At 46.2% G+C, this 23773-nt stretch carries 23 protein-coding genes and 3 pseudogenes; 23 read left to right on the top strand and 3 right to left on the bottom strand.

Annotated elements, in window-relative coordinates; translation table 11 throughout:
* Positions 1-12 precede the first annotated feature (12 nt).
* Genes aroE through MHH91_RS13405 form a run of 6 tightly spaced genes read left to right on the top strand, consistent with a single transcriptional unit; the run spans position 13 to position 3376 of the window.
* Positions 13-855 carry a shikimate dehydrogenase gene (aroE, locus tag MHH91_RS13430; RefSeq protein ID WP_014470708.1) on the top strand — a complete coding sequence of 281 codons (843 nt, stop codon included), beginning with the start codon at positions 13-15 and terminating at the stop codon, positions 853-855.
* Complete coding sequence (gene yhbY / locus MHH91_RS13425) at positions 849-1139, top strand: ribosome assembly RNA-binding protein YhbY (protein ID WP_014470707.1); 291 nt, start codon at positions 849-851, stop codon at positions 1137-1139. The genes aroE and yhbY overlap by 7 nt, the downstream gene beginning before the upstream one ends.
* 10 nt (positions 1140-1149) lie before the next feature.
* Positions 1150-1719, top strand: a complete 570-nt coding sequence (locus MHH91_RS13420; RefSeq protein WP_014470706.1) for a nicotinate-nucleotide adenylyltransferase — start codon at positions 1150-1152, stop codon at positions 1717-1719.
* Positions 1709-2269: a bis(5'-nucleosyl)-tetraphosphatase (symmetrical) YqeK gene (yqeK, locus tag MHH91_RS13415; RefSeq protein WP_014470705.1), complete on the top strand. Its 561-nt coding sequence runs from the start codon at positions 1709-1711 to the stop codon at positions 2267-2269. The genes MHH91_RS13420 and yqeK overlap by 11 nt, the downstream gene beginning before the upstream one ends.
* Before the next feature lie 16 nt (positions 2270-2285).
* Positions 2286-2642 carry a ribosome silencing factor gene (gene rsfS, locus MHH91_RS13410; protein ID WP_014470704.1) on the top strand — a complete coding sequence of 119 codons (357 nt, stop codon included), beginning with the start codon at positions 2286-2288 and terminating at the stop codon, positions 2640-2642.
* The gene (locus tag MHH91_RS13405) at positions 2639-3376 is read left to right on the top strand and encodes a class I SAM-dependent DNA methyltransferase (RefSeq protein WP_014470703.1); all 738 of its coding nucleotides are present in this window, start codon (positions 2639-2641) and stop codon (positions 3374-3376) included. The genes rsfS and MHH91_RS13405 overlap by 4 nt, the downstream gene beginning before the upstream one ends.
* Before the next feature lie 68 nt (positions 3377-3444).
* Here MHH91_RS13405 and comER read toward each other — a convergent pair whose 3' ends face one another.
* Positions 3445-4266 (bottom strand): late competence protein ComER, encoded by an 822-nt coding sequence (comER, locus tag MHH91_RS13400; protein ID WP_014470702.1) that lies wholly within the window; start codon positions 4264-4266, stop codon positions 3445-3447.
* Between the two features lie 59 nt (positions 4267-4325).
* On the opposite strand from comER, the gene MHH91_RS13395 reads away from it, so the two are divergent.
* The 3 genes and pseudogenes from MHH91_RS13395 to MHH91_RS13385 all read left to right on the top strand — a co-directional run bounded on the left by MHH91_RS13395 (position 4326) and on the right by MHH91_RS13385 (position 7928).
* A complete protein-coding gene (locus MHH91_RS13395) occupies positions 4326-4940 on the top strand; it encodes a helix-hairpin-helix domain-containing protein (protein WP_014470701.1) in 615 nt (204 codons plus the stop codon).
* 65 nt (positions 4941-5005) lie between these two features.
* On the top strand, positions 5006-5575 hold the full coding sequence (locus MHH91_RS13390; RefSeq protein ID WP_014470700.1) for a ComE operon protein 2: 570 nt from the start codon (positions 5006-5008) through the stop codon (positions 5573-5575).
* Positions 5576-7928, top strand: a pseudogene (locus MHH91_RS13385) (DNA internalization-related competence protein ComEC/Rec2).
* Positions 7929-7946: 18 nt separating this feature from the next.
* On the opposite strand, the gene MHH91_RS13380 reads toward MHH91_RS13385, so the two are convergent.
* A complete protein-coding gene (locus MHH91_RS13380; protein WP_003152870.1) occupies positions 7947-8081 on the bottom strand; it encodes a YqzM family protein in 135 nt (44 codons plus the stop codon).
* Between the two features lie 40 nt (positions 8082-8121).
* Here MHH91_RS13380 and MHH91_RS13375 point away from each other — a divergent pair.
* Together MHH91_RS13375 and holA are read left to right on the top strand one after the other, a co-directional pair.
* Positions 8122-8276 (top strand): annotated as a pseudogene (locus MHH91_RS13375) (hypothetical protein).
* 39 nt (positions 8277-8315) lie between these two features.
* A pseudogene (gene holA / locus MHH91_RS13370) lies at positions 8316-9351 on the top strand (DNA polymerase III subunit delta); the annotation flags it as partial.
* A gap of 22 nt (positions 9352-9373) precedes the next feature.
* Here holA and rpsT read toward each other — a convergent pair.
* A complete protein-coding gene (rpsT, locus tag MHH91_RS13365; protein WP_003152876.1) occupies positions 9374-9640 on the bottom strand; it encodes a 30S ribosomal protein S20 in 267 nt (88 codons plus the stop codon).
* Positions 9641-9842: 202 nt separating this feature from the next.
* Between rpsT and gpr the strand changes: the two genes are divergently transcribed.
* From gpr to mtaB, 12 genes are all read left to right on the top strand, one after another.
* Entirely contained in the window at positions 9843-10949 is a 1107-nt protein-coding gene (gpr, locus tag MHH91_RS13360) for a GPR endopeptidase (protein WP_014470697.1), read from the top strand.
* A 67-nt stretch (positions 10950-11016) separates the two neighbouring features.
* Positions 11017-12210 (top strand): stage II sporulation protein P, encoded by a 1194-nt coding sequence (gene spoIIP, locus MHH91_RS13355; RefSeq protein ID WP_014470696.1) that lies wholly within the window; start codon positions 11017-11019, stop codon positions 12208-12210.
* A 16-nt stretch (positions 12211-12226) separates the two neighbouring features.
* Positions 12227-12565, top strand: a complete 339-nt coding sequence (locus MHH91_RS13350) for a YqxA family protein (protein WP_014470695.1) — start codon at positions 12227-12229, stop codon at positions 12563-12565.
* A 132-nt stretch (positions 12566-12697) separates the two neighbouring features.
* Positions 12698-14533: a translation elongation factor 4 gene (lepA, locus tag MHH91_RS13345; protein ID WP_014470694.1), complete on the top strand. Its 1836-nt coding sequence runs from the start codon at positions 12698-12700 to the stop codon at positions 14531-14533.
* 58 nt (positions 14534-14591) lie between these two features.
* Entirely contained in the window at positions 14592-15731 is a 1140-nt protein-coding gene (hemW, locus tag MHH91_RS13340; protein WP_014470693.1) for a radical SAM family heme chaperone HemW, read from the top strand.
* Between the two features lie 80 nt (positions 15732-15811).
* Complete coding sequence (gene hrcA / locus MHH91_RS13335) at positions 15812-16843, top strand: heat-inducible transcriptional repressor HrcA (protein WP_014470692.1); 1032 nt, start codon at positions 15812-15814, stop codon at positions 16841-16843.
* 59 nt (positions 16844-16902) lie between these two features.
* A complete protein-coding gene (gene grpE / locus MHH91_RS13330) occupies positions 16903-17469 on the top strand; it encodes a nucleotide exchange factor GrpE (RefSeq protein ID WP_014470691.1) in 567 nt (188 codons plus the stop codon).
* A gap of 24 nt (positions 17470-17493) precedes the next feature.
* Positions 17494-19332 (top strand): molecular chaperone DnaK, encoded by a 1839-nt coding sequence (gene dnaK / locus MHH91_RS13325; RefSeq protein WP_014470690.1) that lies wholly within the window; start codon positions 17494-17496, stop codon positions 19330-19332.
* Positions 19333-19511: 179 nt separating this feature from the next.
* Positions 19512-20639, top strand: coding sequence for a molecular chaperone DnaJ (gene dnaJ / locus MHH91_RS13320; protein ID WP_014470689.1), 1128 nt, complete (start codon positions 19512-19514; stop codon positions 20637-20639).
* A gap of 23 nt (positions 20640-20662) precedes the next feature.
* Positions 20663-21598 carry a 50S ribosomal protein L11 methyltransferase gene (gene prmA / locus MHH91_RS13315; protein WP_014470688.1) on the top strand — a complete coding sequence of 312 codons (936 nt, stop codon included), beginning with the start codon at positions 20663-20665 and terminating at the stop codon, positions 21596-21598.
* Positions 21599-21620: 22 nt separating this feature from the next.
* Positions 21621-22391: a 16S rRNA (uracil(1498)-N(3))-methyltransferase gene (locus tag MHH91_RS13310; protein WP_014470687.1), complete on the top strand. Its 771-nt coding sequence runs from the start codon at positions 21621-21623 to the stop codon at positions 22389-22391.
* Complete coding sequence (gene mtaB, locus MHH91_RS13305; RefSeq protein WP_014470686.1) at positions 22391-23746, top strand: tRNA (N(6)-L-threonylcarbamoyladenosine(37)-C(2))-methylthiotransferase MtaB; 1356 nt, start codon at positions 22391-22393, stop codon at positions 23744-23746. Before MHH91_RS13310 ends, mtaB begins: the two co-directional genes overlap by 1 nt.
* The last annotated feature ends 27 nt before the right edge of the window (positions 23747-23773 follow it).

The raw sequence follows: 23773 nt of genomic DNA, 5'->3' as shown, positions 1-23773 counted from the left end.
GGGAGAGGGAGCATGAAACAATTGTACGGAGTAATCGGAAATCCGATCGGGCATTCAATGTCACCCGATATTCATAACGCGGCTTTAAAAGATAAGAACATCAACGGGCAGTATTTTGCGTTTCAGGTAGAACCTCACAACCTCAAGGACGCCGTTAACGGAATCAAGGCGCTTGGCATCTGCGGAATTAACGTCACAGTCCCGCATAAAGTCGCGATCATGGAGCATTTGGATGAAATAGATGAAAGCGCGAAAGTACTCGGAGCCGTAAATACCGTCAAAAGAGAGGGAGACAGGCTCATCGGGTATAATACTGACGGAGATGGATTTTATAAATCATTGGTCAAAGTATTGGACAAACCCATATCAGAGCTCTCCATCTTAATGATAGGAGCAGGAGGGGCGGCAAGAGCGATTTTTACGACGATTGTCCGCAAAGAGCCGAAACAATTTGACGTTTGCAACCGCACGCCGGAAAAAGCAGAAAGCCTGATTGCGGCCGCTCCCTCTTTTCAGCAGAAACGCGCCCTCACATTAGAAGAAGCTGAAAATCAGCTTGAGCAATATGACGTCATTATTCATACAACATCTGTCGGCATGTATCCGAACACGGATGCCGTGCCGCTCTCATTGGAACGGGCCAAAACGGGCGCCATTGTTTGTGATATCGTATACAACCCGATTCAAACGGCGTTTTTAAAAGAAGCTGAAAAAAGAGGCTTAACAACCCTTGACGGCATCGGCATGTTTGTAGAACAGGCCGCTTTGGCTTTCAAGCTGTGGACGGAACAAGAGCCTGACAGCGGCTTGATGAGAACAATTGTTGAAGGAAAACTAGGAGGAACACAATGTTAACAGGAAAACAAAAACGGTTTTTGCGTTCAAAAGCGCATCATTTAACGCCTATTTTTCAAGTAGGAAAAGGCGGAGTCAACGAAAACATGGTGAAACAGATTGCAGAGGCATTGGAAGCAAGAGAGCTGATCAAAGTCAGTGTGCTTCAAAACTGCGAAGACGATAAAAATGATGTCGCGGCAGCCCTTGTGAAAGGCAGCCGTGCACATTTGGTGCAGACAATCGGAAATACGATCGTATTGTATAAGGAATCAAAGGAAAATAAACAAATCGAGCTTCCGTAAGGTGGTTGACATGAGGAAAATCGGAATATTCGGGGGCACATTTGACCCTCCGCACAACGGTCATCTTCTGATGGCTAATGAAGTCCTTCATCAGGCGGAGCTCGATGAGGTTTGGTTTATGCCGAATCAAATCCCCCCGCATAAGCAGAATGAAGACTTTACCGACAGCCGGCGCCGGGTGGAGATGCTGAGGCTTGCCATCAGCTCTAATCCCGGCTTTAAGCTTGAGCTGGCGGAAATGGAGCGGGAAGGTCCTTCTTATACCTATGATACCGTCCGTTTACTGAAGGAGCGGCACCCGAACGACAAGCTTTTCTTTATTATCGGGGCGGATATGATTGAATATCTGCCGAAATGGTACAAACTGGACGAACTGCTCAAGCTCATTCAATTTATCGGAGTGCGGCGTCCGGGGTATCATATTGAGACCCCGTACCCGCTGCTTTTTGCTGACGTTCCGGAGTTTGGCGTTTCGTCAACGATGCTGAGAGAACGTCTGAAAGCAAAAAAACCGACGCAATACTTAATGCCGGATGAAGTGAGGCAGTATATAGAGGAGAATGATTTATATGAATCGTGAGGAAGCACTTGCCTGCGTCAAAGAACAGCTGACCGAGCATCGCTATATCCACACAATCGGCGTGACAGATACGGCGGTTATTCTCGCAGGCCGGTTCGGGGCAGATCCGAAAAAAGCGGAAATGGCTGCTATTTTTCATGATTATGCGAAATTCCGGCCGAAAGAAGAAATGAAGCAGATCATCGTGCGGGAAAAAATGCCGGCTGAGCTCTTGGATTACAATGCCGAGCTGTGGCATGCTCCTGTGGGGGCGTATCTGGCTGAGAAAGAAGCGGGGATCACTGACCCCGAGATCTTAGATGCGATCCGTTATCACACGTCAGGGCGTCCCGGAATGACCCTTTTAGACAAAGTCATTTACGTGGCGGATTACATTGAACCCGGCCGCCATTTTCCGGGAGTGGAAGAGGTGCGCCATCTGGCGGAAACAGATCTGAACGAAGCGCTCATACAAGCGATGAAAAATACAATGATATTTCTGATGAAAAAAAACCAGCCGGTCTTCCCGGAGACGTTTGCAACCTATAACTGGCTGGTGTCTCAAAAATGACAGGAGGAATATGGAAATGAATCAAGCTTCCGTATTAAAAATCGCGGCAAAAGCATGCGATGATAAACGTACAGAGGATATTTTAGCGCTGGACATGGAAGGAATCTCTCTTGTAGCGGATTACTTTTTAATCTGCCACGGGAATTCTGATAAACAGGTTCAGGCAATTGCGCGTGAAATTAAAGATCAGGCAGAAGAAAACGGCATTGATGTCAAAAAGATGGAAGGGTTTGATGAAGCCCGCTGGATTTTAGTTGATCTCGGCGACGTCATTGTTCACGTTTTCCATAAAGATGAAAGAGGCTATTACAATCTTGAAAAGCTATGGGGCGACGCGCCGCTCGCAGAGCTTGAACTCGGCTTGAACTCATGATTTACCAAGGCTTCGCCGGCGTATATGACGAGTTAATGTCGCATGCGCCGTATGATGAATGGGCAGACTGGATCGAAGCGGCTCTTCCGGAAAAGGGACGGGTGCTTGATCTTGCCTGCGGAACCGGAGAAATTTCCGTCAGGCTTGCCGAAAAGGGCTGCGAAGTCACGGGAATCGATTTAAGTGAAGACATGCTGAGCTGTGCCCAGCAGAAAAAAACGGGAAAGCCGATTCTATTTCTCCAGCAGGATATGAGAGAGCTTTCCGGTTTTGAAGAACAGTTTGATGCCGTTGTCATCTGCTGTGATTCCTTAAATTACTTAAAAACGAAAAATGATGTCTTCAGCACCTTCAAAAGTGTTTTTCGTGTTTTGAAAGAGGGCGGCTTGCTGCTGTTTGACGTCCATTCCCCATATAAAATGACGGAGCTTTTTCCGGACAGCACCCATGCGGATCAAGATGAACAGATCAGCTATATCTGGCAAAGCTTTGCCGGTGATGAAGAGCTATCTGTCATCCATGATATGTCCTTTTTCGTATGGAACGGACAGTCATATGACCGTTATGACGAGACGCATGAGCAAAAAACATTTTACATTGAAGAATATGAACAAATGCTTGCGGAGAGCGGATTTGAACTGAAGAAAGTGACGGCTGATTTTACAGACCGTCCTCCTTCAAGAGAGTCTGAACGTCTTTTCTTTACGGCAGGCAAACCAAAAACCATCGTTTAAACGGAACGATGGTTTTTAAAATGCATTTTTAGCGATTGGCACGATAAAGCACTTTATGGCATACTCATTTACACGTGAAATTGCTTTTGCACTAAAGATATATCTTCATCGTATTTGTCATGTGTACGCTGAAAGACACGGTTGAACATATCCTGCACACCGTTTTCGAGAGCCTTCAGTCCTTCTCCGGTAACGCCGCCTTTTACGCATACTTTTTCCTGCAAGGCGGGAAGGGTGTAATGCCCTGTTTCCAAAAGCTTTCCGAGACCGACAAGCATTTCCGTCGACATAATCACGGCTTCTTCTTTTGTAATGTCCGTTTCTTCCACTGCCGCGTCAATAAAGCGCTGTACGAGATAACTCATAAAAGCGGGTCCGCAGCTGACAATGTCTGACGCCGCCCTCGTAATGCCGCTGCTGATTTCTACAGGTTTTGAAATATGAGTGATCAGTGTTTGAATATCCGCTTTTGCAGACTCACTGCAGCTTTTGCCGAATGTAACAAGCGAGACACCGGCAAAGGCGCGGTTCGTAATGCTCGGAATGACGCGTGCCGTCTGACACGGAACCGCATGTTCAATCTGTTCCGTTTGAACGGGGCTGGTAATGGAGATTAAAATGTGATCTTTTCGTAAATGCGGTGTGAGTTTCTTCAGCAAAGGATATATATCCAGCGGTTTTACACAAATGAATATCATATCATTTTCCTGAACGAGCTTTTCCTGATCCTCGGTGACATGGATGCCGCTGAAACGTTCTTTTAGTTTCAATGCTTTTTCGATTGTTCTGTTTGTGATGGTGATTTGTGAGGGATCGGCAGCGTTTGATTCAATAAGCGATTCAATCAGGATCGTTCCCATGTTTCCGGTGCCGATAAAGCCTATTTTCAATGAAATTCCCCTCCTTTTTCCCTTAATCCTCTAAACCTTATGCGGGGAGGCAATGCAATATGACGAAAGTGATGATGACGGAGCGGCAGAGGCAGTACCTGAAAATTCTTGGCGTTTGTCTTGCGGCAGGGGCGGTTTTGATCTGCATTTTGCTGTTTCGTTCCGAAAAAGAAGAGCCTGTCAAACAGCAGTCCGTGCTCGGCCAAACAGCCTCAGCGCCCGTCACGGACAAAAAAGACACCGCAGACGATAAGATTATGATTGATATTAAAGGAGCGGTCCGACATCCCGGCGTTTATGAAATGAAGGCGGGAGACAGAGTGACGCAAGCCATTAAGAAAGCCGGCGGCCTGAAGGAAAAGGCGGATGAACTGAATGTTAATTTAGCAGAGCAGCTGCAGGACGGGACGATCGTTTATATCCCGAGTGAAGGCGAAGAGGCGAATCCCCCGAAAACCGCAGCAGGTGAAAAGGAGAATGCTTCTGTCAATATCAATACGGCATCTCTTGACGAACTTCAGGCGATTCCCGGTGTGGGGCAGAAAAAAGCGGAAGCGATTATCGCCTACCGAGAAGAAAATGGGCGGTTTCAGACTGCTGAAGATTTGATGAATGTATCAGGTTTTGGAGAAAAGTCATTTGAGCGGATAAAAACTTCCATTACGGTAAAGTGAATTGACGGTTTTGCTCAAAACTATGTAAACTTAGAACAGCAACAAGACTTTTGGAGGGAACACTTGTGGAACGAATCTCATGGAATCAATATTTTATGGCGCAAAGCCATTTGCTGGCGCTGAGAAGCACATGTCCGAGACTGTCAGTCGGGGCAACCGTTGTCAGAGACAAGCGGATGATTGCCGGCGGATACAACGGCTCAATTGCGGGCGGCGTCCATTGCGCTGATGAAGGATGCCTTTTAATAGATAATCATTGCCAGCGGACCATACATGCAGAGATGAATGCGATTTTGCAATGCTCTAAGTTCGGTGTGCCGACGGAGGGCGCCGAGATTTATGTGACGCATTATCCTTGTATTCAATGCTGTAAATCGATTATTCAGGCAGGCATCAAAACTGTCTATTATGCCGAAGATTACAAAACACAGCCTTACGCAAAAGAGCTGTTCAACCAAGCCGGAGTCAAGGTGGAGCAGGTTGAACTTGATGAAATGATCATCGATTTGAAAAACCGTGAAAAATTGTCTTTTGTAGCCGGGCTGATTCAGCAATTATCTGATGCGGGGGTTAAGGAAGACGAACTGAAAAAAATTCATGAACAGGCCAATGAGCTGTTTACCAGCTACGTATAAATGAAATATAAATACCTTCTTCTGCCTCTGGCGGCGGTTTCTGCAACCGCGGGAACTGCCGCCGCTAATTCCTTCTGGGTCCTATTCTTTTTCCTTCTGTATCTTCTCTTTATTATCGTAAAAACAAAGCAGCACACACCGGTTATCGTCTGCCTCGTTTCTTTTTGTCTTTATTTCTTTCTGTATACGGTTTGTGACGCTGCGAATGTATCCCGGTATCAGGCCGGCAGCTATACTGAACAGGCTCTCATCATAAACATTCCGAAGGTTGACGGAGCGAAAATGTCAGCCGTTATCCGTACCCATGACAAAGAAAAATGGGCCGCTTCGTACAAAATCCGGTCCCTTGAAGAAAAAAGACTCATTGAACAGCTGGAACCGGGGATGCGCTGTACGTTTACAGGCTCACTGGAACAGCCCCGACATGCGACGGTTCCCGGGGGTTTTGATTATAAGGAATTTCTTTATTCCCAGCATATTCACTGGATATTTTCCGTTACTTCCATTAAGCAGTGCGAAAAATCCGAACAGCCGCTGTTTAAGCTTCTGAACATCAGAAAGAATTTGATTTCGATCATTCGGAATCATGTACCTGAATCTTCCGCCGGAATTGTTGAGGCGCTGACCTTAGGTGAAAGATTTTCTATAGAGGACGATATACTGAGCGCTTATCAAAATTTGGGAGTCGTTCATTTAATGGCGATTTCCGGAATGCATGTCGGTCTTATTACGGCGGGGTTATTTTATGCCCTTATCAGAATTGGACTGACAAGAGAAAAGGCGGGGATGTTGTTGCTGCTTTTTTTGCCGGTGTATACGTTGTTAAGCGGGGCTGCCCCATCTGTGCTACGCGCATCCCTCATGCTGGGATTTTATATCGCCGGAACTCTTTTGAAACGCAGCATTCATTCCTCAGCTGCATTGTCCATGTCTTATCTGCTGCTTCTGCTGTTTGATCCTTACCTCCTTTGGCAGGCGGGCTTCCAGCTTTCCTTTGCGGTAAGCGCCGCTTTAATTCTGTCATCCTCCATTTTAAAGAAAGCAGGGAAAAACAGACTCGCCGGGCTTGCGATGGCTTCATTTATTGCGGAGCTCAGTTCGCTGCCGTTTCTTCTCTATCATTTTCAGCAGATTTCGCTCGTCAGTTTTCCGATGAATATGGTGATGGTGCCATTTTATACGTTATTTGTCATTCCGTTTTCTGTCATCGGTTTTCTTCTTCTCTTACTTTCCAGGCAGGCGGGGGAATTTTTGTTTTACCTGTTTGATCTTGTGATGAAGCCTGTGCATGATTTCATTACATATGCGGCATCCGTTGATTTATTTACAATGATTGCGTCAAAGCCTGACTTTCTGTCGCTTCTTATGCTTGCGGTTTCCGTTTTTACGCTTTTTGCAGCTTTGGAAAAGGGAGGTTTTTTAAAGCTCAGGAAATCGGCTCTTTTTTTCTTTGCGGTTTTGGCATATATAATGTTCCGTCCTTATTTCAGTCCTTGGGGAGAAGCGGATATGCTTGATATCGGGCAGGGAGACTCACTGTTTATAAGTGCCCCGCACCGTAAAGGTACCGTAATGGTTGATACAGGAGGAGTGATTGCTTATTCCGAAGAATCGTGGAAAGAAAAACACCACCCGTATTCTATCGGTGAGAAAGTTTTAGTTCCGTTTTTGAACGGAAAAGGGGTGAAAAAGCTGGATGCGCTGATTTTAACCCATGCGGATCAGGATCATATCGGGGAAGCCGGAGTATTAATCAAAAAACATAGAGTGAAGCGGTTAATTTGTCCCCGTGGGATTCGTGAAGGAACCGAAGGATGGGGAAATATTGAATATGGCGAAAGAAAACAACATTCCCGTTGCTGAAGCAAAACGGGGCGATACCATAACAGCCGGTGATCTTCAGTTTCAGGTGCTGTCTCCGGAGTCGCCTGGCGGAAGGAGTAAAAATGATTCGTCACTGGTGCTTTGGACGGTTTTAGGCAGAGTGAGCTGGCTTTTGACGGGAGATTTAGAATCGGACGGCGAAACAGAGGTGCTGAAAACGTATCCGAATCTGAAGGCTGATATATTGAAGGCCGGTCATCACGGCAGCAAAAGCTCTACGAGTGACGCCTTTTTGAAACAGCTTCAGCCGGAGACAGCACTGATTTCAGCAGGAAAAGATAATCGTTATCATCATCCGCATGAAGAAGTGCTGGATCGTTTGAAAGCTTACTCTGTCAATGTGCTTCGCACCGATGTCAGCGGAACTATTCGATACAGATTTAAAAAAGGCGCCGGAACGTTTTCTGTCTTCCCTCCATATGATATAGAAGAAACCAGGGCGCAGGAAGTAAAAAAGACTGCCGATTGACAGCAGCCCGGAATGCGGCTAAGAGCCGATAAGATGGATGGCTGTTGCCATCACGAACAAAAAGGCGAAAAATCCGAAGGACACGACAAAACCGACAGCTGAGTCAACAGCATCATTTCGTTTGCTTTGAACGTTTTTTTCAAAATCATTCAATTTCATCCCTCCTGACTTCCTTAAGTATACTGGAATTGTTTTGAAAAATCTAGAAGTGATGGTAACGTTTTCTGTTCTTGTGATTATCGCCTTTTTACAAGCAGCCCCGGGAGCTTGTGAATCAGGCGTTTAATATAAATGAGGAAGCTGTCCTTTTTAAAGCTTCCTCTTTACTATTTGCCGAACTCAATTTAGGATAGAAGGGGATCAAGAAAGAGAGGAAGTCATACGATCATGGTATTTGATGTTTGGAAAGCCCTGAAAAAAGGGGATGTCCGCTCCGTTTATTGTTTATACGGAAAAGAAACTTATCTGCTCCAAGAGACTGTCAGCCGGATCAGACAAGCAGTCGTTGATGAGGGGACGAAAGATTTTAACCTGTCTGTTTTTGATCTTGAAGAGGATCCGCTTGACCAGGCCATAACCGATGCGGAAACGTTTCCGTTTATGGGGGAGAAGCGGCTGGTCATCGTAAAAAATCCGTCTTTTTTAACAGGGGAAAAAAAGAAAGAAAAAATAGAGCACAATACAGGCGCTCTGGAGACTTATCTGACAGAGCCTGCGCCTTATACGGTCTTTGTGATCGTGGCTCCGTATGAGAAGCTGGACGAGCGGAAAAAGCTGACGAAGGCGCTGAAGCAAAAAGCCCTTATGATTGAAGCTAAGGAGCTGAATGCAAAGGAGACGACTGATTTTACGATTAATCTGGCGAAATCCGAAAATAAAACGATCGATACAGAGGCTGCCGAGCATTTGGTTCTGCTCGTAAACGGCCACCTGTCTTCCATATATCAGGAAATACAAAAACTCACCGCCTATACCGGTGACAGACAAGAAATCACGCTTGAAGATGTCCGGGAGCTTGTCGCAAGAAGTTTGGAGCAGAATATTTTTGAGCTGATCAACAAAATCGTGAACCGAAAACGGACGGAAAGCCTTCAAATATTTTATGATCTTTTAAAACAAAACGAAGAGCCGATCAAAATTATGGCGCTGATCGCCAATCAATTCCGTCTGATTATGCAGACAAAGTATTTTGCCGGACAAGGATACGGCCAAAAGCAAATCGCATCAAACTTAAAGGTTCACCCCTTCCGGGTAAAGCTGGCGATGGATCAGGCGAGGCTTTTTTCTGAAGAAGAGCTTCGGCGTATTATAGAGAAACTCGCAGTGATGGATTATGAAATGAAAACGGGGAAAAAGGACAAGCAGCTCCTGCTTGAGCTCTTTCTCCTTGAGCTTCTCCGGACTGAATGAAAAAAACGATCCCCGTAAAAGGGATCGTTTTTGTATTATGCAGAAAGTCCGTTCACTTGTTTCGCAAGTCTTGATTTGTATCGAGCTGCGGCATTTTTGTGTACAAGACCTGTTTTCACTGCTTTATCAATACGTTTCGCTGCTTCAGAAAGAGCAGTTTTCGCTTTATCGGCTTCGTTGTTAGCAACAGAAGCTTCTACTTGTTTGATTGCAGTACGCATAGCAGATTTGATTGTCGCGTTATGAGCGCGGCGTTCGTTGTTTGTTTTTGTACGTTTAATCGCTGATTTAATGTTTGGCATGTGTTTCACCTCCTAAGATACAACCTGTAGCACAGTGTCTTAAGGTTAAATCTTCTTCACAATAGAACAAATTGTATTCTATCAAACAGAACTTTAGATTGCAATATAAATGTAAAGTATTTTTCGTTGATGGGTAAATTCGCATGATTCGTTTTGCAAATGGCAACACTATGTACCACGATGATTGAAGGAGGTCTACCTTGTGAAAAACAACGAACTGGATGTCAATCAATTTCTGATACGGACGGATTTAGCGGTAGAAACAAAACAGGCGGTAAAAGACGGACAAACTGATCAGAAAAAAGAAATAAACGGGTTTATTGAAAAAGAACGCGACAAAGGCGGCATTAAAGTCAGAACCGTAGATATTACAAAAGAAGGCGCAGAGCTATCGGGCAAAAAGCAGGGGCGCTATGTCACGATCGAAGCGCAAGGGGTCCGGGAGCACGACTCTGAAATGCAGGAAAAAGTAACGGAAGTGTTTGCCGAGGAATTTTCCGCCTATCTGTCGGCTTTAAAGATTCCAAAGGATGCAAGCTGTTTGATCGTCGGTCTCGGCAACTGGAATGTGACGCCGGATGCGCTCGGCCCTCTCGTAACCGAAAACCTTCTTGTGACGAGGCATTTGTTCAGGCTTCAGCCGGAAAATGTGCAGGAAGGGTACAGGCCAGTCAGCGCGCTTGCCCCCGGTGTGATGGGCTTAACGGGAATTGAAACGAGCGATATTATTCAAGGTGTGATCAAAGAATCAAAGCCGGATTTCGTGATTGCTGTAGACGCTCTTGCGGCAAGAGCCGTTGAAAGAGTGAACACGACCATTCAATTTTCTGATACAGGCATTCATCCGGGATCAGGCGTCGGCAATAAGAGAAAAGAATTAAGCAAGGAAACGCTCGGCATCCCCGTCATCGCAATCGGTGTACCGACTGTCGTTGATGCGGTAACGATCGCAAGCGATACAGTGGACTACATATTAAAGCATTTCGGCAGAGAGATGAAAGATGACAGTCCGTCAAGGTCTCTGGTGCCCGCCGGAATGAACTTCGGCAAAAAGAAGGTGCTTACAGATGAGGATCTTCCCGGGGAAAAGGAACGCCAATCCTTTCTCGGCATTGTCGGCACGCTTGACGAAAACGAAAAGCGCCAGCTGATTCATGAAGTGCTTTCTCCGCTCGGCCATAATCTGATGGTTACGCCGAAGGAGATTGACACCTTTATTGATGATATGGCGAACGTGCTTGCAAACGGGTTAAACACCGCCCTTCATGAAAAGGTCTCACAAGATAATAAAGGTTCGTATAATCACTAAATTGGTTCTACCTCCTCTAGCTTGTTCATAGAGTAATTACTAGACAAGCGCTGGAGGGATTCAAATCATGAGAAAAAAACGCAGAAACCGTCAAATTGTCGTTGCAGTAAACGGTGGAAACGCGCTCAAGGGCATGTTTTTGTTTATGACAAGCCTTATCGTTATTTTCGTATTATCCGGTGTGCTTACATCGCTTCGTCCTGAATTGAGGCTTTCTTCCGATTCTCTTCACGGAATTGCCGGAGAACTTCCGGGTGACGCGTTTGCACACCTCCTTGGCATGGAGAATCATTATTTCGCGTCAGAACTTCCCGAAAAAGATTCATTTCAGCTATCCCGGCTTTCCTTAAAACTGGCGACAAGCATTAATCTGGAAGACCCGCGGAGCTTCTTGGGACGTGAGCTTCCGGGATTTGCCCAATACGATACGGAAATCCTTTTGGCGGGGCAGGGGACGGATTATACGAATATGCCGGCTGAATCTCCGCCGCCGTCAAAGGTGATGGAAAAAGAAAAAGAAGTGAACCTGGCAGAAATCGAAAACAAAACGAAAAAAGAAGAAACGGCGCCGCCCGAACATTCGACCGGCAGCAAGAAAGTCGTCTTTATTTATCACACTCACAATACCGAATCCTATCTCCCTCTGTTAAAAGGGGAAACAAATCCTGATAATGCCCGCCATTCAAAGGCCAATGTCACGCTTGTCGGAGATATGTTCGGAAAAGCGCTTGAAGCCCAAGGCGTAGGAGCGACCGTAGATAAAACCGACATACAGGCCCGCTTGAACAAAGACGGTTTAAATTATGCGCGAAGCTATGACGAATCAAGACCTGTCGTAAAAAGCGCGCTCGCGAAAAATAAAAACCTGCAATATACCATAGATATTCACCGGGATTCCCGCCGCAAGAAAAATACGACAGCCGATATTAAAGGAAAAAGCTATGCCAGAGTCGCCATCGTCGTCGGAAAAAAAAGCGCCAATTTTGAAGAAAACTATAAACTCGCAAGTGAACTTCATAAGCTGATGGAGAAAAAATACCCCGGCTTAAGCGTCGGTGTTTTATCAAAAGGCTCTCCGGGAGATAATGGAGTATACAACCAGGATTTAAACGACAGATCGCTTCTGCTGGAATTCGGGGGCGTGGATAACAACCTAGAAGAACTGAGACGCGCATCAGACGCTATGGCCGATGTATTCAGCGAACTGTACTGGGACGCCGAAAAAGTCAGCTCGCAATCAGGAGAGAAGAAAAAACAATAGAAATCAGGTGATTCGAATGATCCGTTTTACCGGCAAATGCCTGCTGATCGCCATTGTCATGTTTGTCGGCGTTTTGTTCGGCATGCAGCAGGCAAACAGCGGAATGCTTGATATGAAAGGATACAAAGACCCCTCATTAAAAGGAGCGTTCACGCTTGGCGGCGGAGAGGGGCAGGAGAAAGAAGCTTCCATTTTGGGCCAAACCGTTACGGCGAAAGATTTGGAAGAAAAACAAAAACAGCTGGAACAGGCGGAAACCTTCAACCTGTTTTCAAAAGCCGGAGAAACCCTTTCAAATACCGTGACGGACTCGGCGCAGGCGATGTATAAGTGGGTTTTGAAACTGAACCGATAGCATTGATGAAGAGAAAAGCGGATGATTCCTTAAAGGAAGCTTTTCTCTTTCTTGTTTTAATTGAATGTTTACAATCCTATTGATATAATCTAAGCTAGTGTATTTTGCGTTTAATAGTAGGAGTGATAGATTGTGACAGATAAAGAAAAGCGTTTAGAGAGGCAGTCAAGAATCCGGAATTTCTCCATCATCGCCCATATAGACCACGGCAAATCGACCTTGGCGGATCGGATTTTAGAAAAAACATCGGCGATCACCCAGCGGGAAATGAAGGAACAATTGCTTGATTCAATGGACCTTGAACGCGAACGGGGAATTACCATCAAATTAAATTCCGTTCAGCTGAAATACAAAGCAAAAGACGGAGAAGAATATATATTCCATCTCATCGACACGCCCGGACACGTCGACTTTACATATGAAGTATCGCGAAGCCTGGCTGCCTGCGAAGGCGCGATTCTCGTTGTTGATGCGGCTCAGGGAATTGAAGCGCAGACATTGGCGAACGTCTATCTGGCGCTTGATAATGACCTTGAGATTCTTCCTGTCATTAATAAAATCGATCTTCCGAGCGCAGAGCCAGAACGTGTGCGTCAAGAGGTTGAGGACGTTATCGGCCTTGACGCTTCAGAAGCCGTCCTCGCTTCAGCGAAAGCGGGCATCGGCATCGAAGACATTTTAGAGCAGATCGTAGAAAAAGTGCCGGCTCCCGCGGGAGATCCGGAAGCTCCGCTGAAAGCGCTCATCTTTGACTCGCTTTATGACGCGTACCGAGGAGTCGTCGCGTATATCAGAGTCGTGGAAGGAACGGTAAAACCGGGCCAGAAAATTAAAATGATGGCGACCGGAAAAGAGTTTGAAGTCATCGAAGTAGGCGTCTTCACGCCGAAAGCGCAGCCGGCTGACGAATTGACAGTCGGTGATGTAGGCTATTTGACAGCCGCCATTAAAAACGTCGGCGACACCCGTGTCGGTGATACGATCACAAGCGCGGTTAAGCCTGCGGCAGAAGCGCTTCCGGGCTACCGCAAACTCAATCCGATGGTGTACTGCGGACTTTATCCGATCGACACAGCTAAATATAATGATTTGCGCGAGGCTCTTGAAAAACTCGAATTGAACGACTCATCCCTTCAATACGAGGCGGAGACGTCACAAGCACTCGGTTTCGGCTTCCGCTGCGGCTTTTTAGGAATGCTTCACATGGAAATCATTCAAGAGCGGATTGAACGGGAATTTAAAATTGATCTCATTACGACCGCGCCGAGCGTTATTTATGACGTTTATATGACGGACGGCGAAAAGATCATCGTCGATAACCCGTCAAACATGCCTGACCCGCAAAAAATAGAGCGGGTGGAAGAGCCTTATGTCAAAGCGACTATGATGGTGCCGAACGATTATGTCGGAGCGGTTATGGAGCTTTGTCAGGGAAAACGGGGCAACTTTATCGACATGCAGTACTTAGACGCCAACCGGGTCAGCATTGTATATGAGATGCCTCTTGCGGAAATTGTTTATGAATTTTTTGATCAGCTGAAATCCAGCACGAAAGGGTACGCTTCTTTCGATTACGAGCTGATCGGCTACAAGCCGTCCAAACTTGTCAAGATGGACATTATGCTGAATGCAGAAAAAATAGATGCGCTGTCATTTATCGTGCACCGTGATTATGCATACGAGCGCGGAAAAGTCATCGTCGAAAAATTAAAAGAACTGATCCCTCGCCAGCAATTCGAAGTGCCGGTGCAGGCAGCGATCGGACAGAAAATCGTGGCGCGTTCAACCATTAAGGCCATGCGGAAAAACGTTCTTGCAAAATGTTACGGAGGAGACATCTCGCGGAAACGGAAGCTTCTTGAAAAACAAAAAGAAGGAAAACGCCGGATGAAGCAGGTCGGCTCAGTCGAAGTGCCGCAGGAAGCGTTTATGGCCGTCCTTAAAATGGACGACAGCCCGAAAAAATAACGGAAGCCGCCGCAGTCCCGCACTGCGGCTTCTTTCTGTAAAGAAGAAGGTGTTTCAAATGAAATCAGCTTATATTCATATTCCGTTTTGTGAGCACATCTGCCACTATTGCGATTTCAATAAATATTTTATTCAGAGCCAGCCTGTCGACGAGTACTTAAACTCACTCGAAAAGGAAATGATAAATACTATAGAACGGACGGGCCGACCTGATCTCCGCACGATTTTTATCGGGGGAGGAACGCCGACATCGCTCTCACCCGTCCAGCTGGATAAACTGATGGATTCCGTTCACCGCGTGCTGAAGCCTTCAGACGGACTCATAGAATTTGCTGTGGAAGCAAATCCGGATGATTTATCCTCGGAAAAATTAAGAATCTTGAAAAACGCCGGTGTCAATCGGCTGAGCTTCGGTGTTCAAACCTTTGAAGACGCGCTTTTGCAAAAAATCGGCAGAGTGCATAAACAAAAGGACGTATTCACTTCCTTTGAACGGGCGAGAGCCCTCGGCTTCGACAACATCAGTCTCGATTTAATGTTCGGCCTGCCGAATCAGACGCTTGATGACCTTGACAATTCCGTCAAAACGGCTTTGTCGCTTGATGCGGAGCACTATTCTGTTTACTCGCTGATCGTAGAGCCGAAAACGGTATTTTATAATTTAATGCAAAAAGGCCGACTGCATCTTCCGGCGCAGGAAAAAGAAGCTGAGATGTATGAAACGGTCATGAGACAGATGAGTGAAGCAAGCATCCGCCAATATGAAATCAGCAACTTTGCAAAGCCTGGATACGAGTCGCAGCATAATCTGACGTATTGGAGCAATGAAGAGTATTTCGGTTTCGGCGCAGGGGCTCACGGATATATCAGTGGCACCCGCACCGTCAACGCCGGTCCTGTGAAACATTACATGCAGCTCATCGAAGAAAAAGGGCTGCCTTACCGGGACACGCACGAGGTGACACGGGAGGAACAGATTGAGGAAGAAATGTTCCTCGGCCTCAGAAAAATGTCAGGCGTGCAAAAGAAAGCTTTTCTCGATAAATTCGGACGCTCAGTCGATGAACTGTTTCCGGATGTTCTCAAAAATTTAGCTGATAAGGGCTTGATTTGTGACACGGAAAAATCGGTTGCGCTGACGCATGAGGGCAAATTATTAGGAAATGAGGTTTTTGGCGCTTTTTTGGGTGAGTTATAATTGACATTTTTCTTTTGGTTTGTTACTTTTGATATAGAATTAGCACTCGCTGACCTAGAGTGCTAACAGGGGTGATGATGATGTTAACAAATCGTCAGCTGCTGATCCTGCAAGTGATTATTAATGATTTTATACAATCAGCGCAGCCTGTAGGATCAAGAACTCTTTCAAAAAAAGACGAGATTACATTCAGCTCTGCAACGATCAGAAACGAGATGGCTGACTTGGAGGATTTGGGCTTTATTGAAAAAACCCATTCATCCTCAGGACGGATTCCGTCGGAAAAAGGGTACAGGTATTATGTCGACCATTTGCTGTCGCCCGTCAAGCTGACAAAAACCGATCTGGATTTAATTCACTCGATATTTAAAGAAAAAATCTTCGAGCTTGAAAAAACAGTCCAAAAATCAGCGCAGATACTGTCCGAACTGACAAACTACACATCGATTGTCCTCGGGCCGACGCTGAGCGAGAATTATCTTAAACAGATTCAAATCGTTCCGATCCAGCCGGATAAGGCGGTCGCCATCCTCGTCACGAATACGGGGCATGTCGAGAACCGCACCATCAATTTCCCGGCTAAAGTGGATTTGTCCGATATTGAAAAACTGGTCAATATATTGAACGATCGATTAGCGGGCGTGCCGATGGACGAACTGAATGAGCGTATTTTTAAAGAGGTTGTCACATATTTAAGGCAGCATATTGCCAACTATGACAGCATTCTCGAATCGCTCCGATCCACATTCCATCCGGCGACCCATGTTGAGAAATTGTTTTTCGGCGGAAAAATCAATATGCTGAATCAGCCGGAGTTCCACGATATTGAACGGGTCCGCTCGCTCTTATCCTTAATTGAAAAAGAGCAGGATGTTCTGAAGCTGTTTCAGTCATCAAAAGCCGGGATTTCAATCAAAATCGGGAAAGAAAATGACTACGAAGAAATGGAAAACTGCAGCTTAATCACGGCCACCTATACTGTTGATACGAAGCAGATCGGATCAATCGCCATCATCGGGCCGACACGCATGAATTATTCAAGAGTCGTCAGCCTGCTGCAGCACGTGACTTCGGACTTGTCAAAAGCATTCACAAGTTTGTATGATGAATAAGGGAATTTTGGCAATCATTTTCAGTCATCTTTTTACAGCATTTGAGGGAGGTGAACACAATGTCAGAAGAAAAACAAACCGCAGAACAGGTTGAAGCAGCTGAACAAGAAGAAATGACAGAACAAGCCGCTTCAGAAGAACAGCATGAAGAAACCGCTGGTCAGGAAGAAGATCTTCAGCACCAAATTGATGAATTGCAGGGTTTGCTTGATGAAAAAGAAAACAAGCTTTTGCGTGTTCAAGCAGACTTTGAAAACTATAAACGACGCAGCCGCCTTGAAATGGAAGCTGCTCAGAAATACCGTTCTCAAAACGTCGTAACGGAAATCCTTCCGGCTCTCGACAACTTTGAGCGGGCTTTACAAGTAGAAGCTGAAAGCGAGCAGACAAAAAGCTTGCTGCAAGGTATGGAAATGGTCCGCCGCCAGCTGATGGACGCTCTTAAAAAAGAAGGCGTTGAAGCCATCGAAGCTGTCGGTCAGGAATTTGATCCGAACCTTCACCAAGCCGTAATGCAGGTCGAAGATGAAAACTTCGGCAGCAATATTGTTATCGAAGAACTGCAAAAAGGCTACAAACTGAAGGATCGCGTTATCCGTCCTTCAATGGTAAAAGTGAATCAATAACTACATAGCAGGAGGTAATTCAAAGTGAGTAAAGTAATCGGAATTGACTTGGGTACGACAAACTCATGTGTGGCAGTGCTTGAAGGCGGCGAGCCTACAGTTATCGCCAACGCTGAAGGAAACCGTACTACTCCGTCAGTCGTTGCATTTAAAAACGGCGAGCGCCAAGTAGGGGAAGTGGCAAAACGCCAATCCATCACAAACCCTAACACAATCATGTCTGTCAAACGCCATATGGGTACTGACTATAAAGTAGAAATCGAAGGAAAAGACTACACGCCTCAAGAAGTGTCAGCTATTATCCTTCAGCATCTGAAAGCATACGCTGAAAGCTACCTGGGCGAAACAGTTTCAAAAGCTGTTATCACGGTTCCGGCATACTTCAACGATGCAGAGCGTCAAGCGACAAAAGATGCCGGTAAAATCGCCGGTCTTGAAGTAGAGCGTATTATCAACGAACCGACTGCAGCAGCGCTTGCATACGGACTTGATAAAACGGACGAAGACCAAACCATTCTTGTATACGACCTTGGCGGCGGTACGTTTGACGTATCTGTTCTTGAACTTGGCGACGGCGTGTTTGAAGTCCGTTCAACTGCCGGTGACAACCGTCTTGGCGGGGACGACTTTGACCAAGTCATCATCGATCATCTCGTAGCAGAATTCAAAAAAGAAAACGGCATTGATCTTTCAAAAGACAAAATGGCGCTTCAGCGTTTGAAAGATGCAGCTGAGAAAGCGAAAAAAGACCTTTCCGGCGTATCATCTACGCAAATTTCTTTACCATTTATCACAGCGGGAGAAGCAGGTCCTCTTCACCTTGAGCTGACATTGACCCGCGCTAAATTTGAAGAGCTTTCCGCTCATCTTGTTGAACGCACAATGGCTCCTGTCCGTCAGGCTCTTCAAGATGCGGATCTTTCTGCAAGCGAAATCGACAAAGTTATCCTTGTTGGCGGATCTACACGTATTCCTGCCGTACAGGAAGCGATCAAAAAAGAAACAGGTAAAGAAGCGCATAAAGGCGTAAACCCTGATGAAGTTGTAGCGCTTGGTGCTGCGATCCAAGGGGGCGTCATCACAGGAGACGTAAAAGACGTTGTACTTCTTGACGTTACACCGCTTTCTCTTGGTATTGAAACAATGGGCGGCGTGTTCACGAAACTGATCGACCGCAATACGACAATTCCGACGAGCAAGTCTCAAGTATTCTCAACTGCAGCTGACAACCAAACGGCTGTTGACATTCACGTGCTTCAAGGTGAGCGCCCGATGTCTGCCGACAACAAAACGCTCGGCCGCTTCCAGCTTACAGATATCCCGCCTGCACCGCGCGGCGTACCGCAAATCGAAGTTTCTTTCGATATTGATAAAAACGGTATCGTAAACGTAAGAGCGAAAGACTTAGGCACAGGAAAAGAACAAAACATTACAATCAAATCTTCTTCAGGTCTTTCAGATGACGAAATCGAACGCATGGTAAAAGAAGCGGAAGAAAACGCTGACGCTGATGCGAAGAGAAAAGAAGAAATCGAAGTCCGCAACGAAGCTGACCAGCTTGTGTTCCAAACGGAAAAAACATTAAAAGACCTGGAAGGCAAAGTGGACGAAGAGCAAGTGAAAAAAGCAAACGACGCGAAAGACGCGCTGAAAGCAGCTATCGAGAAAAACGAAATTGAAGAGATCAAAGCGAAAAAAGATGAGCTTCAAACAATCGTTCAAGAGCTTTCCATGAAGCTTTATGAAGAAGCGGCAAAAGCGCAGCAGGCTGAAGGCGGAGCAAACGCTGAAGGCAAAAAAGCGGACGATAACGTTGTCGATGCGGAATACGAAGAAGTAAAAGACGACGAAGCGAAAAAATAAGTTCTTTCCGCAGAAAGCGGAAGAACACACAGCATATTCTGATTCAACAGACAGAAAGTCAAAGTCAGGCATCTCTTGGCTTTGACTTTTTTTCTTGCCCGGGATAAAAGGAATTGAAAAAACATAATTCAAAATGATACAATCTAATTTATGTGAGAAATTCGGGAGAGTGAAGCGAGATGAGTAAGCGTGATTACTATGAAGTGCTTGGAGTAAGTAAGAGCGCTTCAAAGGATGAAATCAAAAAAGCCTATCGGAAGCTTTCAAAAAAATATCATCCTGATATCAATAAAGAATCCGGAGCAGATGAAAAATTCAAAGAGGTAAAAGAAGCATACGAAGCGCTCTCAGACGACCAAAAACGCGCTCAATATGATCAATTCGGCCATACTGACCCTAATCAGGGCTTCGGAGGCGGATTCGGCGGCGGGGGAGACTTCGGCGGTTTCGGTTTCGATGACATCTTCTCAAGCATTTTCGGCGGCGGCACGAGACGCCGTGATCCGAATGCACCGCGGCAAGGCGCTGATCTGCAGTATACAATGACACTGTCATTTGAAGATGCGGCTTTCGGAAAAGAGACGATCATTGAAATTCCGCGCGAAGAGAATTGCGAAACATGTAAAGGCTCTGGCGCAAAGCCGGGAACAAAGCCGGAAACGTGCTCGCATTGCGGAGGTTCAGGCCAGCTGAATGTCGAACAGAACACGCCGTTTGGCAAAGTGGTTAACCGAAGAGTCTGCCACCACTGTGAAGGAACAGGAAAAATCATCAAAAACAAGTGTGCGGACTGCGGCGGCACGGGCAAAGTGAAAAAACGGAAAAAAATCAACGTTACGATCCCTGCCGGTGTGGATGACGGACAGCAGCTGCGCGTTCCGGGTCAAGGTGAACCGGGTGTAAACGGAGGTCCTCCGGGAGATCTGTTTGTCGTATTCCATGTGCGCGCCCACGAGTTCTTTGAGCGTGACGGAGATGATATTTACTGTGAAATGCCGTTAACGTTTGCCCAAGCGGCACTCGGAGACGAAGTGGAAGTGCCGACACTTCACGGAAAAGTGAAATTGAAAATTCCTGCCGGCACACAAACCGGCACAAAATTCAGATTAAGAGGCAAAGGCGTGCAGAATGTCCGGGGCTACGGACAAGGCGACCAGCACATTGTCGTCCGCGTCGTCACACCGACAAATCTGACAGATAAACAAAAAGACATCATCCGCGAGTTTGCTGAAGTGAGCGGTAACCTGCCGGATGAACAAGAAATGAGTTTCTTTGACAAAGTAAAACGCGCATTTAAAGGCGAGTAATGATTGGATAGGAGTTGGTAGTTTTGAAATGGTCCGAAATCAGCATTCACACAACACATGAAGCGGTCGAACCCATCTCAAATATTTTGCATGAAGCTGGTGCGAGCGGGGTTGTCATCGAAGATCCGCTTGATTTAATGAAAGAGCGTGAGAATGTTTACGGGGAAATCTACCAGCTCGACCCCAATGATTACCCCGATGAGGGTGTCATAGTCAAAGCGTATCTCCCGATCAACAGTTTCCTGGGCGAAACGGTCGACGGCATTAAAGAGACGATTAATAATCTGCTGCTGTACGATATTGATTTGGGCAGAAACAAAATCACCATTTCTGAAGTTAATGAAGAAGAATGGGCGACAGCTTGGAAAAAGTATTACCATCCTGTGAAAATTTCTGAAAAGTTCACGATCGTTCCCACCTGGGAAACATATACACCGGTGCATACGGATGAACTGATTATCGAAATGGACCCGGGCATGGCATTCGGTACGGGAACGCATCCGACAACCGTTCTGTGTATTCAGGCGCTTGAGCGTATCGTTCAAAAAGGAGACCGTGTCATTGATGTCGGCACTGGTTCAGGAATTTTGAGCATTGCAGCCGCCATGCTTGAGGCTGAATCGGTTCATGCGTATGATCTTGACCCGGTCGCTGTTGAAAGCGCGCGTCTGAATGTGAAATTGAACAAAGTAAGCGATACGGCTGAAGTGAAACAGAACAATTTGCTAGACGGCATCACAGGCGAACACGATGTCATTGTCGCGAATATTTTGGCGGAAGTGATTCTCCGCTTTACATCGCAGGCGTACGACCTGCTCAAAGACGGAGGCCATTTTATTACTTCTGGCATTATCGGCCAGAAAAAACAGGAAGTAAAAGAAGCGTTGGAAAAAGCCGGCTTTACCATCATAGAAATTCTGTCTATGGAAGATTGGGTCAGCATCATCGCGAAAAAATAACAGTTAGTAGGTGTCACAGCGTATGCAACGATATTTTATCGAGCTCACGAAGCAGGAGATGGACGAAAGCCCCGATTTTCACATCACGGGGGAAGACGTCCACCATATTGCCAACGTCATGAGAATGAGTGCGGGAGGCCGGATTATCTGCTGTTCGAAAGACGGCCATGAAGCGTTATGCCTGCTCAAAGAGGTTTCTAAAGATCATATATCATGCAGCGTCGCTGAATGGACGGGGGAAAACCGTGAACTGCCGTTAAAGATCAGGATCGCCAGCGGCCTTCCGAAAGGCGATAAGCTTGAGTGGATTATCCAAAAAGGGACCGAGCTCGGGGCAAGTATGTTCATCCCTTTTCAAGGCGCCCGATCCGTCGTTAAGCTTGACGACAAAAAGGCAAAGAAAAAGCGGGAGAGATGGGCGAAAATCGCGAAGGAAGCGGCGGAGCAATCGTACCGCAATGAAATTCCCGAAGTGAAAACCGTTCATACATTCCGGCAGCTGCTTGAGATGGCGGAGAATGTCGATAAATGTGTCGTTGCATACGAGGAGTCATCAAAGCAGGGAGAAACGGGCGCTTTCGCCGCGGAACTCAAAAGCCTTCCGCAAGGTTCGTCTCTTTTAATCGTATTCGGCCCTGAAGGCGGTCTGACTGAGTCTGAAGTTCAGCAGCTTTCAGAAAAAGGCGCCGTCTTATGCGGCCTCGGACCGAGAATTTTACGGACTGAAACTGCGCCGCTTTACGCGTTAAGCGCAGTTTCCTATCATACAGAGTTATTAAGAGGTGATCAGTAATGGCAACTGTTGCTTTTCATACCCTTGGCTGCAAGGTCAATCATTATGAAACAGAAGCAATCTGGCAGCTGTTTAAAGATGCGGGTTATGAACGAAAAGAATTCGAACAGACAGCAGATGTATATGTCATTAATACATGTACGGTAACAAACACGGGAGATAAAAAAAGCCGTCAAGTCATCAGACGGGCGATCCGCCAAAATCCTGACGGCGTAATCTGCGTAACAGGGTGCTATGCGCAAACATCCCCGGCAGAAATTATGGCCATCCCGGGTGTTGACATCGTCGTCGGCACGCAGGATCGTGAAAAAATGCTCGGCTACATTGAGCAGTACAGGGAAGAGCGCCAGCCGATCAACGGTGTCGGCAACATTATGAAAGCACGCGTGTTTGAAGAGCTGGATGTTCCCGCTTTTACTGACCGGACAAGAGCGTCATTGAAAATCCAAGAGGGCTGCAACAACTTCTGTACGTTCTGCATTATCCCTTGGGCGCGCGGCCTGCTTCGTTCCCGCGATCCCGAAGAAGTCATTAAACAGGCGCAGCAGCTGGTGGATGCCGGTTATAAAGAAATCGTTCTGACGGGGATTCATACGGGCGGCTACGGCGAAGATATGAAAGATTATAATTTCGCCAAGCTTCTTCGTGAGTTGGATACACGTGTAGAGGGACTGAAACGGATCAGAATTTCATCTATTGAAGCAAGCCAAATCACTGATGAAGTGATTGAAGTGCTGGATGCGTCTGATAAAATCGTCCGCCACCTTCACATCCCGATTCAATCAGGATCAAACACCGTGCTGAAACGGATGAGACGAAAATATACGATGGAATTTTTCGCTGACCGTTTAAATAAGCTGAAAGAAGCACTGCCGGGTCTTGCCGTTACTTCTGATGTTATCGTCGGTTTCCCGGGTGAAACAGAAGAAGAATTTATGGAAACATACCGGTTCATTAAAGAACATAAGTTTTCTGAGCTTCATGTATTCCCTTACAGCAAACGCACCGGAACACCTGCGGCCAGAATGGAAGACCAGGTTGACGAGAATGTGAAAAATGAACGGGTGCACAAGCTGATTGCCTTGTCTGACCAGCTTGCCAAAGAATATGCCTCTGATTACGAAGGAGAGGTTCTGGAAATCATTCCGGAGGAGACGTTTAAAGAGTCTGATGAAGACGGCATGTTCGTCGGCTATACGGACAATTACATGAAAGTCGTCTTCAAAGGCTCGGAAGATTTAATCGGTAAACTTGTCAAAGTCAAAATTCAAAAAGCTGGCTATCCGTACAATGAAGGACAATTCGTCCGCGTCGTTGAGGAAGAAATGACTCAGAACATGCGCATGTCTTCATAACAGATAAAAAAAACCGATGCTTTCGCG

Source organism: Bacillus sp. FSL K6-2819, assembly GCF_038008305.1.
GTDB classification, from domain to species: Bacteria; Bacillota; Bacilli; order Bacillales; family Bacillaceae; genus Bacillus; species Bacillus amyloliquefaciens.
Note: the sequence above shows the minus strand (reverse complement) of the source record. Positions and strands in the feature narration are given on the sequence as shown.